The sequence below is a fragment of the Erwinia tracheiphila genome (assembly GCF_021365465.1).
Taxonomy (GTDB): domain Bacteria; phylum Pseudomonadota; class Gammaproteobacteria; order Enterobacterales; family Enterobacteriaceae; genus Erwinia; species Erwinia tracheiphila.
In genome coordinates this window covers 4,090,171-4,106,080 of the sequence record NZ_CP089932.1, presented here as the reverse complement: position 1 = coordinate 4,106,080, position 15,910 = coordinate 4,090,171, and the positions used below count along the sequence as shown (strand labels likewise).

The following is a 15,910-nucleotide window of genomic DNA, read 5'->3' as shown; positions in this document are numbered from 1 at the left end:
GAGTATAGGTCGCCTATGTCTGAATCTTCTGTCCCCGTTACCGTGGAATTGCACAACAAGGAGTGGCAGCGTTTTGTTGCGCTCCTTCAACGTGCCTACCAGAACGAGCTGCATCTGCCACTGCTCCAGATGATGATGACGCCTGATGAGCGCGAGGCGTTTGGCACCCGTTTGCGAATTATCGAAGAATTAATGCGTGGTGAACTGAGCCAGCGGGAACTGAAGAATGATTTGGGCGTAGGGATTGCCACCATCACGCGGGGATCGAACAGTCTGAAAAGTGCACCGCCAACGCTGAAAACCTGGCTTGAGGCGCAGTTATTAAAACGTTCAGATAAGATCTGACATAGAACGTGCGTCAGTGCGATAAATCGGATTGTGAAACGGGCAGAGTGCCTGATGATAGACGCTGGTGCTGGTCAATTTCCCGGCGGTGAATATGCCAGTCGTCCCGCCCAGGTGCTTAATATTTTCAATGCCGGCCAGACGGGCCATCTCTTCCCCTAATTCCCGACCTGCATGGATGCCCTGCAAAACGGCGTAAGGTAGAGTGAAACTGGCAGAGCGTGACTCTCCGCATTGCTCAGGGCTTTCTATCACTATCCAGGCAAAAGCACTGTCTTCTTCAATACCGCTTCTATTGCTACCCAGAAATCTGCTTCCGGCCGGACGGTACGGGCATTGATTACCCGCTGACGTGCGCCCGCTTTGGTTTCTTCATCTGTCATGGGTTGGCTTGCTACGCCACTTTCAACCCCGACACCGTCAACATGACAGCTGCCTGCACCGAAAATATCGTCGAATGCCTGAGATATTGCCTTAATTTTGGCTGGATTGATGGTTGCGGCGACAACATGGTACATAATTGTTTGAACCTTCTACGTAAATTTGACGCAGTATAACGGAAAAAAATCATGTTACAGGTTTATCTTGTTCGCCACGGAGAGACGGTATGGAATGCAGCCCGACGCCTGCAGGGGCAGTCAGACAGTGCGTTAACTGAAAAAGGAGAGCGGCAGGCGCACCAGGTGGCCAGCCGAATGAAACATCTTGGCATCACCCATATTATCTCCAGCGATCTTGGTCGTACTCAACGTACCGCCAGTATTATCGCAGAAGCCTGTGGATGTGATGTCAGACTGGATGCGCGCCTGCGCGAGTTGCATATGGGTGTGCTGGAGCAGCGGGCGCTGGATTCTCTGACGACAGAGGAAGAGAGCTGGCGCAAGACGCTGGTGGACGGTACTGAAAATGGTCGAATCCCTGAAGGAGAGTCGATGACTGAGATGGCGGTGCGTATGCACAAGGCGCTGAATGATTGCCTCTATTTACCAGAAGGTAGCCGACCACTGCTGGTGAGTCATGGTATAGCGCTGGGGGTGTTGATCAGTACGCTGTTAGGACTACCTGCTCATGCGGAACGCCGTTTAAGGTTGCGTAACTGTTCGATTTCCCGTGTTGATCATCAGCACAGCGGCTGGCTGGCCTCTGGTTGGGTGGTGGAGTCAGCGGGAGAGGTTTCCCACCTTGATTTACCCGCATTGGATGAGTTGCAGCGCTGATTCAACTAAGGCGAGCAGAGGTTCCTGCTGCCTTGAGAAGAGACGGCGGAAATATTTCCGCCAGAGTGCTTATGCTGTTTCCTGAGCGCCCGTTGAGCGAATTGGAATCAGATATTCGCAGCGAATGTCCATCGGTGGCTCTGCACGTTTTTTACCGCCGTGGGTATAAAAACGTTCAATATCCTGGCCGTGCCGGCGTGTAAGCTGCAATGTTGGCATACAGCTCCCGTAAATCAACAGAATGAAGTCCTGCAAATTTGTGCGGGGGCCTTCGTAAGTAAACTGCACGTATTCACCCCCTTCCAGCACCACGGTTTGGGTGGCCGTGATGGCGTGCGGCACGGTGTTGGAAGGAACTGCCGTGGTATAGAGGATTTCCTGCTCATCATCCTTTTCCATGCTGGGGCGCGATTGGTGCAGGCCATATAGCACCGGGGGAATAGTATCGGTTTCCGTGAGGAATTGCCGCCAGAAGTGCATGCGCATCTCGCCACGAAAACTTGAAATTTGTTCCAGGGTGCAGGTGTAAATTTGCGTTTGCCCGGTCAAAACGAGTTCTGGCAGCGTGACATAGGTTGGTTCAGGCAGTCTGTGGTCGCCCAGTCTTATCGGCGGGTGGACGCCGAATGCGTTCCAGTCTGAAGCACGACGGTACCAGGCTGGCGTCTGGTTAAACTGCTTTTTAAACGCGCGGGTAAACGTTTGCTGTGAGTCGAAGCGATATTGCAGCGCGATATCCAGAATTGGACGGCTGGTCAGTCGCAGCGCTACCGCCGCTTTGGAAAGACGACGAGCGCGAATATAGGCACCGATAGCATGATCGGTGACTTCCTTAAACATCCTTTGTAAATGCCATTTTGAATAACCCGCCTTGGCTGCAACATTGTCCAGAGAAAGTGGCTGGTCAAGGTGGCTTTCAAGCCAGGCCAGCAAGTCGCGAATGATACCGGCTTGATCCATAAATCGTCCTCATCCTACTTAAAATTGGGGCCAGAGAAACAATCCCACACTGAGCTAAACAGGGCAATCCGCTTTACTGGCGGTTGTGCTATAAAACTACGTCATAAAGCTGACGCAGTGCGTTTCATTCAGTGGAGCAGTGAAAGCAATAATTTACAACCTCATCTATTTTCTTAGCAATGGTAACCCAATGACAATGAAAAAATTGTTAATAGTCACGTCTGTAATTGTCGCATCTCTCTCTGCCCGTGCAGAGATTGTCGGGTCTGTGGATACCGTATTCAAGGTATTCGGCCCGGACCATAAAATTGTTGTTGAAGCGTTTGATGACCCGGATGTGAAAAATGTTACCTGCTATATTAGCCGCGCCAAAACCGGTGGTATCAAAGGCGGACTGGGGCTGGCTGAAGATACTTCTGATGCAGCCATTTCCTGTCAGCAGACGGGGCCAGTAGGGCTTAACGAAAAAATCGCTCAGGGTAACGCAGAAGGTGACGTGGTGTTTCGCAAGCACACCATCGCTGGTGTTCAAAAAGCTGCAGGTAGTGAGGTTTTACGATAAAAAACGTAATATCCTGATTTACCTTAGCTACTCCGATAAAGTTGTTGATGGTTCGCCTAAAAATGCGTTAAGTACCGTGCCGATTATTCCGTGGGGAAAATAAGCATAGAAAAGGGCCGCCGCTGGCCCTTTCCTGTGTATTAGCTGAGATTCAGTCCTGCAAATCGCCACAAAAACGGTAACCTTCACCATGAATGGTAGCGATGATTTCCGGTGTATCGGGCGTTGATTCAAAATGTTTGCGAATACGGCGTATGGTGACATCGACGGTGCGATCATGGGGCTTAAGCTCCCGACCGGTCATTTTTTTCAGTAAGTCTGCGCGAGTCTGGATTTTTCCAGGGTTCTCACAAAAATGCAGCATCGCACGAAACTCGCTGCGGGGCAGCTTGTATTGTTCGCCCTGGGGGCTGACCAGTGAGCGGCTGTTGATATCCAGTTCCCAGCCGTTAAAACGATAGCTTTCAACCAGCTTTCGGTCTTCACTGAGGGGAGCCAGATTCATTGTTCTGGACAGCAGGTTTCTGGCACGGATAGTCAACTCGCGCGGATTAAAAGGTTTGGTAATATAATCGTCCGCACCAATTTCCAATCCCAGAATTTTATCAACTTCATTATCGCGTCCGGTTAAAAACATGAGTGCAACGTTTGCTTGTTCTCGTAACTCGCGCGCCAGTAAGAGGCCATTTTTTCCGGGAAGGTTAATGTCCATAATCACAAGGTTGACATCATTCTCGATCAGGACCTGATGCATTTCTGCGCCATCCGTAGCCTCATAAACCATGTAGCCTTCAGCCTCAAAAATACTTTTGAGAGTATTACGAGTAACTAATTCGTCTTCAACGATAAGTATGTGCGGGGTCTGCATGTGTTCGCTACCTAAATTGCCAACAAAACGATATGGGATATACAGCTGCTAATGTTAACGTCGTGAACAAACAGGAGCATTTTTTACGTTTCACCGCAGCTGTACAGAATATGTTCCAGAACTATCAACGACCAGGTGGCGCTATAAATTAATTACGCCCTGCCCGTTACGTCAAGATGAAAAATGGCGTGCATCTTAACGTCATTAACAGCGACATAACAGCACAAGCTTCGTTTAACAGACAATAAATAAAGCTTAATTGACTTATGTCAAATCAATTGTAGCACGTTAACAGCTGTATGAAAAAATCTTATCAAATTCGGTGGTTAGCTAACAAATAGCATTATCCGCAATCGAAAGATTGGTACTGCAATTATAATCACGATCATTAATTTTTAACATTTGTTAGTTTGTTGAAGTGAAAAGGGTTATGCAAAGATAAATGTTATTATTACTGACTCTGGTAGATAAATATCATTTTTTTATAATATATCGATATTAATATTTTTAGGTATGTTTATTTTATGTTAAAATATTTGTTTTATTTTACTTTTGCAGTTCCATTTATAACTGTGATCACTTAACTTAAAAATAAAATTGCGATATGACTGCCAAATGCGGTGGCTCCTTTTATCAGTGTAAAGCAATCGCTGCGCAATAATGAATAACTTTTAATTAGATGAAATAGTCATTTTGTAAATGGGCGTAATTATTTTGAATCGTGCAGACGACACCTTGTCGCCAGCTGTGTCTGTCAAAACGTGATTGTCACCAGAACTGTGTTGCCACGCAGAGACCAGATGAAAATTACATTTTTCCTGCGTCAGACTATAGGGTGTCTCGCCCACACAGCTAAATGCTACGTTGCAACATCAAAGTCGATAAGCCGTTAGAGGAAAAATAGAGATAGAAAATCTTTTGTATTTCATAATAATAAACTGAAATGTTAACAAAATGCTGAATTTATGTTCAATAAAATCTGGATTATGCAGCAATGATCTCATGGCATGTGGTGTGTTAAGACTATTCAAATCAATAAAAAAATTGACTTAGTCTGATGTTTGCTTTAATTCTGGTTACTGAAAAAATTTCTTAACAGATAAAATTCCTGATGCGTACACATGCCCTGATGACAACCATTATTATTACCACCATTACCACAGGTAACGGTGCGGGCTGACGCATACAAAGAACTCAAAAAAAGCCCGCACCTTGAACAGTGCGGGTTTTTTTTCGGCAAAAATTCAGGAGAGTGTGAAAATGAGAGTGCTGAAATTCGGTGGAACCTCAGTGGCCAATGCAGAACGATTTCTGCGCGTGGCCGATATTCTGGAGAACAATGCGAAGCAGGGACAGGTTGCCACTGTTTTGTCCGCGCCAGCGAAGATCACCAACCATTTGGTTGCCATGATTGAGAAAACCATCAACGGCCAGGATGCTAAAGCCAATATCAGTGACGCAGAGCAGATTTTCGCTTCTTTGCTGCAGGGCCTTGCGGATGTTCAACCCGGTTTTGAACAGGATCGCTTGAAGAACCTTGTCGAGCAGGAGTTTGTCAGTCTGAAACAAGTTTTACATGGTGTCAGCCTGCTTGGGCAGTGCCCGGACAGCGTTAATGCAGCAATAATTTGCCGGGGGGAAAAACTCTCTATTGCGATTATGGAAGGGCTGCTCCAGGCCCGCGGTCATGATGTCAGCGTGATTAACCCTGTTGAAAAACTACTGTCCGTTGGCCATTACCTCGAATCCACTGTGGATATCGCGGAGTCCACGCGACGCATTGTTGCCAGCAAAATTCCGACAAAAAACATGATATTGATGGCAGGTTTCACCGCAGGTAACGATAAAGGTGAGCTGGTTGTGTTGGGGCGCAATGGTTCTGACTATTCTGCAGCCGTGTTGGCAGCCTGTCTGCGTGCGGACTGTTGTGAGATATGGACTGACGTGGACGGCGTTTATACTTGCGACCCGCGCCAGGTCCCTGATGCAAGGCTGCTCAAATCGATGTCTTACCAGGAAGCGATGGAGCTGTCCTACTTTGGCGCCAGGGTTCTTCATCCCCGGACTATCTCTCCAATTGCTCAGTTCCAGATCCCTTGCCTGATAAAAAATACTGCTAATCCACAAGCTCCCGGTACCCTGATTGGCGGCAACAGTTCTGATGATGCCAATCCGGTGAAAGGCATCACTAACCTGAACAACATGGCGATGTTTAATGTTTCCGGTCCGGGTATGAAAGGCATGATTGGCATGGCGGCCCGCGTTTTTGCGGCTATATCGCGCAGCGGTATTTCGGTGGTGCTGATTACGCAATCCTCATCGGAATACAGCATCAGTTTCTGTGTGCCGCAAAGCGACCTTCTGCGGGCGCGTCGCGTGCTGGAAGATGAATTCCACCTTGAGCTGAAAGATGGGCTGCTCGAGCCGCTGGACGTCATGGAAAATCTGGCGGTGATTTCGGTAGTAGGCGATGGAATGCGCACGCTGCGTGGCATATCTGCGAAATTTTTCTCGGCACTGGCACGGGCCAATATCAACATCGTGGCAATTGCTCAGGGGTCTTCTGAACGCTCCATCTCGGTAGTGGTCAGTAATGAGGATGCGGCCACGGGCGTCCGGGTTGTCCACCAGATGCTGTTTGCTACCGACCAGGTGATCGAAGTCTTTGTTATTGGCGTTGGCGGCGTTGGTTCAGCATTGATCGAACAATTGCATCGTCAACAGACATGGCTGAAGAAAAAGCATATCGATCTGCGGGTTTGCGGAATTGCAAATTCAAAAGCGTTACTGACCAATGTGCACGGTATCGCCCTTGAAAACTGGCAGGATGCGTTGAAAGAAGCAACAGAACCGTTCGATTTACAGCGCCTGAATTGTCTGGTGAAGGAATATCACTTACTTAACCCGGTTATCGTGGATTGCACTTCCAGCCAGTCGGTGGCAGATCAGTATGCCGATTTCCTGGCTGATGGCTTCCATGTGGTGACGCCGAACAAAAAAGCCAATACCTCCTCTTACCATTACTATCAGCAGATACGTACTGCTGCTGTAAAGTCGCGTCGTAAATTTCTTTATGACACCAATGTTGGGGCCGGCCTGCCGGTCATAGAAAACCTGCAAAATCTGCTTAATGCAGGTGATGATCTGCTGCAATTCTCCGGTATTCTGTCGGGTTCACTTTCCTTTATTTTTGGCCAGCTCGATGAAGGCATATCGCTATCAGAAGCAACCCGCATGGCGTGCGATATGGGATTCACTGAGCCAGACCCGCGTGACGATCTTTCCGGCATGGACGTGGCACGCAAGCTGTTAATTCTGGCCCGCGAAGCTGGTTATCAGCTGGAACTGAGCGATATTGACATTGAAGCGGTGTTGCCCGAAGAATTCACGGCAATCAGCGATGTGGACACCTTTATGGCGCGCCTGCCGGAGCTGGACGATGCGTTCGCTTCACGCGTTTCTGCGGCTGCGGCGCAGGGTAAAGTACTGCGTTTTGTCGGAGCGATTGCAGAAGGGGGGCACTGTCAGGTTAAAATTACGGCCGTGGATGGTAACGACCCGTTCTATAAAGTGAAAAACGGTGAAAACGCACTGGCTTTTTACAGCCGCTATTATCAGCCGATCCCTTTGGTGCTGCGTGGTTACGGCGCAGGCAATGATGTCACGGCTGCCGGTGTGTTTGCCGATCTCCTGCGTACTTTGTCCTGGAAGTTGGGAGTTTAACGATGGTCAAGATTTATGCCCCTGCCTCAATTGGCAATGTGAGCGTAGGCTTTGATGTACTGGGCGCGGCGGTATCCCCCGTCGACGGTACGCTGCTGGGTGACTGCGTTACTGTGGAAGCGGCCAGCGAGTTTAGTCTGCGCAACGAAGGGCGTTTTGTCAGTAAGCTGCCAGCCAGTCAGCAGGACAATATTGTCTGGCAGTGCTGGGATCACTTCTGTGAGGCCATCGGCAAACGCATCCCGGTGGCGATGACGCTGGAAAAAAACATGCCGATCGGATCCGGGCTGGGTTCAAGCGCATGCTCGGTCGTTGCGGGTCTGATGGCGATGAACGAATACTGTGGCAAACCGTTGGATAATGACAGCCTGCTGATGCTGATGGGTGAACTGGAAGGTCGCGTGTCTGGCAGCGTGCATTACGATAACGTAGCACCTTGTTTTCTGGGCGGTATTCAGCTGATGTTGGAAGAGTCGGGCATTATTTGTCAGCACGTCCCGGCCTTTGAGCAGTGGCTGTGGGTAATGGCTTATCCCGGCATTAAGGTGTCTACGGCACAAGCGCGGGCGATTTTGCCTGCACAATACCGCAAGGAAGACATTATCCGACATGGTCGCTATCTGAGCGGATTTATCCACGCCAGCCACACACAGCAACCAGAACTGGCGGCCAGGATGATGCGAGACGTGATTGCAGAGCCCTACCGTACGAAACTTTTACCCGGCTTTGCCGGGGCTCGTCAGCAGCTTAAAGATATCGGTGCGCTGGCGTGTGGCATCTCTGGCTCCGGCCCGACGCTCTTTGCCGTTTGTGATAACACTAACACCGCCGGGCGAATGGCGGACTGGCTCCGTCAGCACTATCTGCAAAACGAAGAAGGCTTCGTTCATATTTGCCGCATTGATACGGCAGGCGCACGTAAACTGGGATAACGCATGAAACTCTACAATCTTAAGGACCATAACGAGCAGGTTAGCTTCTCACAGGCCGTCAAACAGGGGCTTGGTAAACAGCAAGGACTGTTTTTCCCGCTTGAGCTGCCGGAATTTGAACTGACCGACATTGATAAAATGCTCGATATGGATTTTGTCAGCCGCAGCGCTAAAATCCTTTCGGCGTTCATTGGCGACGAAATCACGCCTCATCACCTGCACGAGCGTCTGAAAACGGCGTTTACCTTTCCGGTGCCGGTCGTGAAAGTGGCCGATGATATCTCTTCACTGGAGCTGTTTCACGGCCCTACGCTTGCATTTAAGGATTTCGGCGGGCGTTTTATGGCACAGATGCTGTCTTATATCAGCGGTGCCGATGAAAGAATCACCATCCTGACCGCTACGTCTGGCGATACCGGCGCTGCCGTCGCGCATGCGTTTTACGGAATGGATAACGTGCAGGTGGTCATCCTCTATCCGCAGGGCAAAATCAGCCCATTACAGGAAAAACTGTTCTGTACGCTGGGAGGCAATATCCAGACCATCGCCATTGATGGCGATTTTGATGCCTGTCAGGCGCTGGTGAAGCAGGCTTTTGATGACGAGGTGCTGAAAAAAGCGATCGGCCTCAACTCGGCAAATTCGATCAATATCAGTCGTTTGCTGGCGCAAATATGCTATTACTTTGAAGCCGTGGCGCAGTTACCGCAGGAAAAACGCAACCAGCTGGTGGTCTCCGTTCCCAGCGGTAACTTTGGCGACCTGACAGCCGGCCTGCTGGCGAAAACGCTGGGCCTGCCGGTGAAGCGTTTTATTGCAGCAACCAACGCCAACGACACGGTACCGCGCTTCCTTGCCGGGGGGGGCTGGCAGCCTGCTGCAACCGTTGCCACGCTATCAAACGCGATGGATGTCAGCCAGCCTAATAACTGGCCACGTGTTGAGGAAATCTTTCGTCGGAAAACCTGGCGTCTGAGCGAGCTGGGCTATGGTGCTGTTGATGATAAAACAACACAGGCGGCGATGCGCGAGCTGGCCGATTTGGGTTACATTTCTGAACCGCACGCGGCGATTGCTTATCGGTTGCTGCGTGATCAGTTGCAGGAAGGGGAGTTTGGCCTGTTCCTTGGCACCGCGCATCCGGCGAAGTTCATAGAAAGTGTGGAAGAGATTCTGGACCGGAAACTGCCTTTGCCTGAAGCCCTCGCAGAACGTGCTGAATTGCCGCTGCTGTTACATAAGATGGCGGCAGATTTTGCAGAGCTGCGGGCATTTCTGCTGCGCAAATAATCTGTTCGCCCTGGCCTTCCGGCCAGGTTTTTTTGCTTTATTTAATTTCCCGACGTTTAAATATCAGTTCCTCTTCGCTACTTTCATTCTCGGCAAAGCGGTAACCTTCCACATCAAATTTTTTCAACTGGGTCGGTTTGCTCAGGCGATGTTCGATAATGTATCGGCTCATCAATCCTCGTGCTTTTTTTGCATAGAAACTGATCACTTTAAACTGGCCGTTTTTCTCGTCCAGAAACACCGGTTTGATAACGCGCCCGTTTAGCTTTTTGGGTTTTACCGCTTTGAAATATTCATCGGATGCCAGGTTAATCAGAACATCATCACCCTGGTCGGCCAGCGCTGCGTTAAGCGCATCGGTAAGTTGTTCGCCCCAGAAACTATAAAGATCTTTACCGGCGGGGTTTTCCAGCTTAATGCCCATTTCCAGACGATAAGGCTGCATCAGGTCCAGCGGGCGCAGCAGGCCATACAGTCCCGAAAGCATACGCAGATGTTGTTGGGCAAAGTCAAAATCCTTCTCTTCAAAGGTCTCCGCCTGTAGGCCGGTGTAAACATCGCCCTTAAACGCAAGGATTGCCTGGCGTGCATTGTCAAGAGAGAAAGGAGGCTGCCAGTTCTGAAAGCGCCCGGCGTTTAAATCGGCAAGTTTGTCGCTGATACTCATCAGTTTGCCGATCTGTACCGGCGTCAGTTTACGCGCAACCTTAATGAGTGTGCTGGCCTGATCCAGCAGTGCGGGTTGCGTGAAACGGCGGGTGATCAACTCGCTTTCGAAATCCAGCGTTTTGGCCGGTGAGATAACGATCAACATAACAGGCTCCTGGAGAGTGGCGGCAGGGAAGCAAAGTGGACAGGGCAGCATTTTAGCAAAAAACCAGTCTGAAAAGACTGATTGCTGCTATTGCCGGGAATTATTCTTGTCACGGATGCTGGCGTGTCGCCCGCAGAGGCTTTGCGGCAAGCTTACCTTGCATGGCCTATGTTGCGTGATATTATCTGGGACAGCGATTTTCAGAACCCGATAACTCTAGTTGATGAGAATGCCCATTATGACGGACAAACTGACCTCCCTGCGCCAACTCACTACCGTTGTTGCTGATACCGGCGATATCGCTGCAATGAAGCTCTATAAGCCGCAAGATGCTACCACGAACCCTTCTTTAATCCTCAGTGCTGCGCAGATCCCGGAATACCGCAAGCTGATTGATGAAGCGGTTGACTGGGCACGCGAGCAGAGCAGCAAGAAAGAAGAGAAGATCCAGCATGCTGCTGACAAACTGGCAGTGAACATCGGTCTGGAAATTCTTAAGCTGGTGCCTGGCCGTATCTCGACCGAAGTGGATGCCCGCCTTTCTTATGACATGGAAGGCAGCGTCAATAAAGCGCGTGCGCTGATCAAACTTTATAACGATGCGGGCATCAGCAATGACCGTATCCTGATTAAACTGGCATCCACCTGGCAGGGTATCCGCGCGGCGGAACAGCTGGAAAAAGAAGGCATCAACTGCAACCTGACGCTGCTGTTTTCCTTTGCCCAGGCGCGCGCCTGTGCAGAAGCGGGCGTTTATCTTATTTCGCCATTTGTTGGCCGTATTCTGGACTGGTACAAAGCCAACACCGACAAAAAAGAGTATGCCGCGCACGAAGATCCGGGTGTGGTTTCCGTCACTGAAATTTACAAATACTACAAGCAGCATGGCTACGAGACCGTCGTCATGGGTGCCAGCTTCCGTAACTTGGGCGAAATTATTGAGCTGGCGGGCTGTGACCGTCTGACCATTTCACCCGGACTACTGAAAGAACTGGCTGAAAGCGAAGGCCCGCTGGAGCGCAAGCTCTCCTGGCAAGGCGAAGTAAAAGCACGACCTGCGAAAATGACCGAGCCAGAGTTCCTGTGGCAGCACAACCAGGATCCGATGGCGGTGGACAAGCTGGCTCAGGGTATCCGTAATTTTGCCATTGATCAGGGCAAACTGGACAAGATGATTGCCGACCTGCTGTAACTAATACGCTGGCCGGTTTTTCCCTCCGCTGTACATCACGTCTTGCAATGTTTATGCTACTTTATTCGACCTGCATTCCCGCGCACCCATGACTGTTACGGTGATAAAACGATGAGCATTTTACGCATAGGACTGATTTCTGTTTCTGATCGTGCCGCCAACGGTCTTTATCAGGATGAAGGGCTACCTGCACTTGAGCTCTGGCTGAATCAGGCACTGGCTTCGCCTTTTGTGATTGAAAAACGACTGGTGCCGGATGAACAGCCGATCATTGAGCAGGCAATTTGCGAGCTGGTGGATGAACGCTTTTGTCATCTGGTGCTGACTACCGGCGGCACCGGCCCGGCCCGGCGCGATGTTACCCCGGATGCCACGCTGGCGGTAGCCGACCGGGAAATGCCGGGCTTTGGCGAGCAGATGCGCCAGATCGGTCTTCACTTTGTTCCAACGGCGATCCTTTCCCGCCAGGTAGCTGTGATCCGCAAACAATCGCTGATTATCAATCTGCCGGGCCAGCCAAAATCGATTAAAGAGACGCTGGAAGGGGGGAAGAATAGCGAGGGTAAGCAGGTCGTAGCGGGAATTTTTGCCAGCGTACCTTATTGCATCCAGTTGCTGGACGGCCCCTGGGTAGAAACGCACGAGGCGACGGTGGCAGCATTTCGTCCTAAAAGTGCCAGGCGTAAATTAAGATAACCAACATTCCACATACACATAAAATCCCTCTCTCTCTCGATGGCAGCAGATCAGATGTTGCCATGCCTGTTTTTCGGGTGAGTTATTCGATGATTAAACTGAAAGGTGGAAAAATTAACGGAAATTAAGTTGCCGGTCTCTGAATAATTCCTGATGAGGAAGATAACACTTCATGTTTTCTTATGATATTTTTCCCTTCCCATTTGCGGATGAACCTGAAAAATATGCCTGTAAACCTTGTGCGCCGGTTAACCCGGCAGGATGTTAAAACCCTCTCACTGGCAGCGCTGGGTGGCGCACTGGAGTTCTACGATTTTATCATTTTCGTCTTTTTTGCTGCGGTCATTGGCGATCTTTTTTTCCCTGCAGATATCCCGGAGTGGTTGCGTCAGTTACAAACGTTCGGGATTTTCGCTGCAGGTTATCTGGCTCGCCCGTTGGGCGGTATCATAATGGCCCATTTTGGTGACAGTAAAGGGCGCAAGAAAATGTTCAGCCTCAGCATACTGCTTATGGCGCTTCCTACTCTGGCAATGGGATTATTGCCTGTGTATGCCACTTTGGGGGTAGCGGCGCCGATTCTGCTGCTGCTGTTGCGTATGTTACAAGGCGCGGCGGTCGGCGGTGAAGTTCCAGGCGCCTGGGTATTTGTTGCTGAACACGTCCCGGAGAAACGTATTGGATTTGCCTGTGGAGCCTTAACGGCGGGTCTGACCACCGGTATTTTACTTGGCTCGGTGATGGCAACCGTTATTAATCAGACTTTTGGCCCGGCGGGCGTGGCTGCCGGGGGATGGCGCATTCCTTTTTTGATCGGCGGCGGCTTCGGCCTGCTGGCACTCTATTTGCGGCGCTGGTTACAGGAAACACCGGTGTTCAGTGAACTGCAAGCCCGCAAAGCGCTGGCAGCGGAGCTACCGCTGAAAACAGTAGTCGTTAACCATAAAAGAGCCGTTGTCGTTTGTATGTTACTGACCTGGTTACTCTCTGCGGGTATCGTGGTGGTTATTCTGATGACACCGATCTGGTTGCAAAAAGTGTGTGGCATCGCCACGGCACAAGCCTTGCAGGCAAATAGCCTGGCTACCGTGACGTTAATCGCGGGTTGCCTGTGTGCCGGTCTTGCAGCTGATCGTTTCGGCGCCAGTAAAACTTTTATTGCAGGGAGTATCCTGCTTGCACTGTGCAGCTGGGTGTTTTATCAGACGGTGAGTCAACATCCTGAGAGACTGTTCGTCTGTTACGGCGCGGTGGGGTTCAGCGTGGGCGTGGTGGGGGCAGTGTCTTATGTGATGAGCCGGGCCTTCCCGGCTGAGGTGCGTTTTACCGGCATTTCATTCTCATATAACGTGGCTTATGCCGTTTTTGGCGGTCTGACGCCCATTATGGTTACCCTTATGATGGGTGTAACGCCTTTGGCTCCGGCTTATTATGTACTCGCGCTTTCTGTATTGGGGCTGCTGGTGGGGATATATCTCAGGCATGGCCTTAACTCTGTCGACAGTCGCGCTTCAGTTCAAGACGATTCGCGGAAAGGACGCTAACTTTTCAGCTAATTCAGGAAATATTCGGTCGTGACACAGACTTGCTGATCACGTATGCTTTGCGCTTTGGATGTAATATATGGCTAAAGTTGATGTCGTCTTCCCTCAGTCCAATGAAACTCATGCTGTACGATGTAACGGACATTCAGCATCCGGTGCCCAACGTTGCATCTGCAAGCATTGTTCAAAGACCTTTCAGCTCAACTTTAGCTACTCCGGTGCCAAACCAGACACACACCAGACCATTGTTAATATGGCCATGAATGGTTACGGATGTCGCGATACCGCACGGGTTCTCGGTATCAGCCTCAATACGATTCTGCGGCACGTAAAAAAATTTCCCCAAAGCAGGTAGCTGAGAATATCGACCCCGAAACGGAGGTTGTTATCTGCTGTGAAGCCGATGAACAATGGTCTTACGTGCGGTGTAAAAGCAATCCCCGGTGGTTGTTCTATGCTTATGACCGTATCCGCAAACGTGCTCTGGCCCACGTCTTCGGCCCGAGAAATGCCCCGACCCTGCGACGATTGCTGGCCCTGTTAAGCAAATTTAACATTGCCTTTTATATGACAGATGCGTGGCCGGTTTATAAAGTTCTGTTAAGTGCAACAAGCCACGTGGTGAGCAAGAAATATACCCAACGGACAGAACGACATAATCTTAATCTTCGCACACATATCAAACGACTGACCCGCAGAACAATTTGCTTTTCGAAGTCAGGGGAAATGCACGATAAGATCATCGGTTGGTATCTTACTCTTCATCATTATCAATAAATCTGCGTCACGACCAAATATTCTTAATTAATAAAAACAGGCTGCCCTAAAAATAAATGACGCCAGCAGCTTTTTGCAGGGCATACCCATGTCGAAAGATTTAATCCTTGTCCGTTTTTAATTTTTAACGCAGTGTCAATATGACCGCGGCATAACTAACGCTGCCACTTTTCTGTCCGAAGAACATGGTTTTAATTGAGTGTCGCAGACGGGGTGGCAAAAAACGCTGACGTCTTTGGGCTGGCAGGGTGGATAACGCGAATCCATTGCAACGGCGCATTTGTCAGCGGTGTTTTGAGGCGGATAAAGAAGCATCCCGCCGCTCTAAAGGCTCGCACCATTAAGTAGGGATGCTTGCTGTCTCACGCATATCGTGTAAAGACAGGCACTGCTGGCACCCACGAGGAATTAACGATGATGTTCACCAACCGGTAGCACCTGGCATCCTAACTGCTCGTTGATCACTTCAGCCATGGCCAGATAAATTGCGCTTGCCCCACAGATAATGCCGATATAGCCCGCAAAGACCAATACGCTATGATTACCTGCGATATTTCCCCAGGCAAGCAGGAAGAACAGTATGGTCAGGCTGGCAAAGACAAACTGCAACGCGCGGTTAGCCTTTAATGTACCAAAGAACATAAACAGCGTGAAAATACCCCACAGCGCCAGGTAAACCCCCAGCATGGTGGCATCGGTTGGTCCAGCCAGCGCCATTTTGGGCAGCACGATAATGCCTACCAGACTCAGCCAGAAGCAACCGTAGGCGGTAAATGCCGTCAAGCCAAAGGTATTGCCTTTTTTATATTCCAGCAGCCCGGCAATAATTTGCGCCAGGCCACCAAAAAAAATTCCCATGCTGATAATGGTTGAGGTTAATGGAAAAAAACCTGCGTTATGAAGATTGAGTAAAACAGTGGTCATGCCAAAACCCATCAGCCCTAAAGGCGCGGGATTTGCCAGCGTATTGGTGTGCATAAATGCTCCGTG

14 protein-coding genes, 2 pseudogenes and 1 other annotated feature are annotated in these 15,910 nt (G+C 50.0%); of the genes and pseudogenes, 11 read left to right on the top strand and 5 right to left on the bottom strand.

The features are described from left to right. Window positions 1–15: 15 nt before the first annotated feature. Window positions 16–345, top strand: coding sequence for a trp operon repressor (trpR, locus tag LU633_RS21325; RefSeq protein ID WP_016190891.1), 330 nt, complete (start codon window positions 16–18; stop codon window positions 343–345). On the opposite strand, the pseudogene yjjX reads toward trpR, so the two are convergent. Then, window positions 331–863 (bottom strand): annotated as a pseudogene (yjjX, locus tag LU633_RS21320) (inosine/xanthosine triphosphatase). The gene trpR and the pseudogene yjjX overlap by 15 nt on opposite strands. A gap of 51 nt (window positions 864–914) precedes the next feature. Between yjjX and gpmB the strand changes: the two are divergent. After that, window positions 915–1,562, top strand: a complete 648-nt coding sequence (gene gpmB, locus LU633_RS21315; protein WP_016190892.1) for a 2,3-diphosphoglycerate-dependent phosphoglycerate mutase GpmB — start codon at window positions 915–917, stop codon at window positions 1,560–1,562. Window positions 1,563–1,631: 69 nt separating this feature from the next. On the opposite strand, the gene robA is transcribed toward gpmB, so the two are convergent. After that, window positions 1,632–2,522 (bottom strand): MDR efflux pump AcrAB transcriptional activator RobA, encoded by an 891-nt coding sequence (robA, locus tag LU633_RS21310; protein ID WP_016190893.1) that lies wholly within the window; start codon window positions 2,520–2,522, stop codon window positions 1,632–1,634. A 190-nt stretch (window positions 2,523–2,712) separates the two neighbouring features. Between robA and creA the strand changes: the two are divergent. After that, a pseudogene (gene creA, locus LU633_RS21305) lies at window positions 2,713–3,187 on the top strand (protein CreA). Window positions 3,188–3,235: 48 nt separating this feature from the next. Here the strand turns inward: creA and arcA are convergent. After that, window positions 3,236–3,952 carry a two-component system response regulator ArcA gene (gene arcA, locus LU633_RS21300; protein WP_016190896.1) on the bottom strand — a complete coding sequence of 239 codons (717 nt, stop codon included), beginning with the start codon at window positions 3,950–3,952 and terminating at the stop codon, window positions 3,236–3,238. Window positions 3,953–5,063: 1,111 nt separating this feature from the next. On the opposite strand from arcA, the gene LU633_RS26325 reads away from it, so the two are divergent. From LU633_RS26325 to thrC, 4 genes are all read left to right on the top strand, one after another. Then, a complete protein-coding gene (locus LU633_RS26325) occupies window positions 5,064–5,132 on the top strand; it encodes a thr operon leader peptide (RefSeq protein ID WP_152664279.1) in 69 nt (22 codons plus the stop codon). Next, window positions 5,070–5,188: a sequence feature (Thr leader region), on the top strand. Its footprint overlaps the gene before it by 63 nt. A gap of 24 nt (window positions 5,189–5,212) precedes the next feature. Continuing rightward, window positions 5,213–7,675 carry a bifunctional aspartate kinase/homoserine dehydrogenase I gene (gene thrA / locus LU633_RS21295; RefSeq protein WP_016190897.1) on the top strand — a complete coding sequence of 821 codons (2,463 nt, stop codon included), beginning with the start codon at window positions 5,213–5,215 and terminating at the stop codon, window positions 7,673–7,675. 2 nt (window positions 7,676–7,677) lie between these two features. Then, on the top strand, window positions 7,678–8,607 hold the full coding sequence (gene thrB / locus LU633_RS21290; RefSeq protein WP_016190898.1) for a homoserine kinase: 930 nt from the start codon (window positions 7,678–7,680) through the stop codon (window positions 8,605–8,607). A 3-nt stretch (window positions 8,608–8,610) separates the two neighbouring features. Then, window positions 8,611–9,897 (top strand): threonine synthase, encoded by a 1,287-nt coding sequence (thrC, locus tag LU633_RS21285; protein WP_016190899.1) that lies wholly within the window; start codon window positions 8,611–8,613, stop codon window positions 9,895–9,897. Window positions 9,898–9,934: 37 nt separating this feature from the next. Here thrC and yaaA read toward each other — a convergent pair whose 3' ends face one another. Beyond that, complete coding sequence (gene yaaA, locus LU633_RS21280; RefSeq protein ID WP_016190900.1) at window positions 9,935–10,711, bottom strand: peroxide stress protein YaaA; 777 nt, start codon at window positions 10,709–10,711, stop codon at window positions 9,935–9,937. Window positions 10,712–10,949: 238 nt separating this feature from the next. On the opposite strand from yaaA, the gene tal reads away from it, so the two are divergent. The 4 genes from tal to LU633_RS21260 all read left to right on the top strand — a co-directional run bounded on the left by tal (window position 10,950) and on the right by LU633_RS21260 (window position 14,920). Further along, window positions 10,950–11,903 carry a transaldolase gene (tal, locus tag LU633_RS21275; RefSeq protein ID WP_016190901.1) on the top strand — a complete coding sequence of 318 codons (954 nt, stop codon included), beginning with the start codon at window positions 10,950–10,952 and terminating at the stop codon, window positions 11,901–11,903. A 111-nt stretch (window positions 11,904–12,014) separates the two neighbouring features. Further along, window positions 12,015–12,599, top strand: coding sequence for a molybdopterin adenylyltransferase (mog, locus tag LU633_RS21270; protein ID WP_016190902.1), 585 nt, complete (start codon window positions 12,015–12,017; stop codon window positions 12,597–12,599). Window positions 12,600–12,823: 224 nt separating this feature from the next. Further along, the gene (locus LU633_RS21265; RefSeq protein ID WP_040465569.1) at window positions 12,824–14,143 is read left to right on the top strand and encodes an MFS transporter; all 1,320 of its coding nucleotides are present in this window, start codon (window positions 12,824–12,826) and stop codon (window positions 14,141–14,143) included. 79 nt (window positions 14,144–14,222) lie between these two features. Next, a protein-coding gene (locus LU633_RS21260; RefSeq protein ID WP_152664208.1) for an IS1 family transposase occupies window positions 14,223–14,920 on the top strand; the annotation gives its coding sequence in 2 pieces (ribosomal slippage) (window positions 14,223–14,472 and window positions 14,472–14,920; 699 coding nt in all). A gap of 408 nt (window positions 14,921–15,328) precedes the next feature. On the opposite strand, the gene satP is transcribed toward LU633_RS21260, so the two are convergent. After that, complete coding sequence (gene satP / locus LU633_RS21255) at window positions 15,329–15,898, bottom strand: acetate uptake transporter (protein ID WP_016190906.1); 570 nt, start codon at window positions 15,896–15,898, stop codon at window positions 15,329–15,331. Window positions 15,899–15,910 lie beyond the last annotated feature (12 nt).

Excerpts from the sequence above, each read along its gene's own strand:
- tal (WP_016190901.1), top strand. The coding sequence starts at position 10,950 with ATGACGGACAAACTGACCTCCCTGCGCCAACTCACTACCGTTGTTGCT.
- trpR (WP_016190891.1), top strand. The coding sequence starts at position 16 with ATGTCTGAATCTTCTGTCCCCGTTACCGTGGAATTGCACAACAAGGAG.
- arcA (WP_016190896.1), bottom strand. The coding sequence starts at position 3,952 with ATGCAGACCCCGCACATACTTATCGTTGAAGACGAATTAGTTACTCGT.
- mog (WP_016190902.1), top strand. The coding sequence starts at position 12,015 with ATGAGCATTTTACGCATAGGACTGATTTCTGTTTCTGATCGTGCCGCC.
- satP (WP_016190906.1), bottom strand. The coding sequence starts at position 15,898 with ATGCACACCAATACGCTGGCAAATCCCGCGCCTTTAGGGCTGATGGGT.
- yaaA (WP_016190900.1), bottom strand. The coding sequence starts at position 10,711 with ATGTTGATCGTTATCTCACCGGCCAAAACGCTGGATTTCGAAAGCGAG.
- thrB (WP_016190898.1), top strand. The coding sequence starts at position 7,678 with ATGGTCAAGATTTATGCCCCTGCCTCAATTGGCAATGTGAGCGTAGGC.
- thrC (WP_016190899.1), top strand. The coding sequence starts at position 8,611 with ATGAAACTCTACAATCTTAAGGACCATAACGAGCAGGTTAGCTTCTCA.
- gpmB (WP_016190892.1), top strand. The coding sequence starts at position 915 with ATGTTACAGGTTTATCTTGTTCGCCACGGAGAGACGGTATGGAATGCA.
- thrA (WP_016190897.1), top strand. The coding sequence starts at position 5,213 with ATGAGAGTGCTGAAATTCGGTGGAACCTCAGTGGCCAATGCAGAACGA.
- robA (WP_016190893.1), bottom strand. The coding sequence starts at position 2,522 with ATGGATCAAGCCGGTATCATTCGCGACTTGCTGGCCTGGCTTGAAAGC.
- LU633_RS21265 (WP_040465569.1), top strand. The coding sequence starts at position 12,824 with ATGCCTGTAAACCTTGTGCGCCGGTTAACCCGGCAGGATGTTAAAACC.